The sequence below is a fragment of the Nocardioides malaquae genome, from assembly GCF_015070385.1.
Lineage (GTDB): Bacteria > Actinomycetota > Actinomycetes > Propionibacteriales > Nocardioidaceae > Nocardioides > Nocardioides malaquae.
The window spans coordinates 1-260 of sequence record NZ_JADCSA010000599.1; the positions used below are offsets into that span (position 1 = coordinate 1).

General features: G+C 34.6%; 1 protein-coding gene. It reads right to left on the minus strand.

Annotated elements, in window-relative coordinates; translation table 11 throughout:
* Nucleotides 1-260, minus strand: a 260-nt coding sequence (locus IEQ44_RS18685) for an FAD-dependent oxidoreductase (RefSeq protein WP_193639438.1), incomplete at both ends; no start/stop codon positions are given.

Below are 260 nucleotides of genomic sequence, written 5' to 3' on the forward strand. Positions count from 1 at the left end.
ATAATCCGCTCCACTAACAACAATGTCTGAATGAATCGTTTTTCCGTTTGATACAATACTTGTAGCATGACCTTCATTTACAACTATCTTTTTAACTGGACTACTGGTATTTATTTTTACACCTAATTCTTCAGCTAAACTTTTTAATGCTAAAATTACCTGATACATGCCTTTTTGCGGATGGAATGTGCCAATACCGAAATCGGCATAATTCATAAAACTGTAAAAAGATGGCGTATCACTAGGTTTAGCCCCAAGAA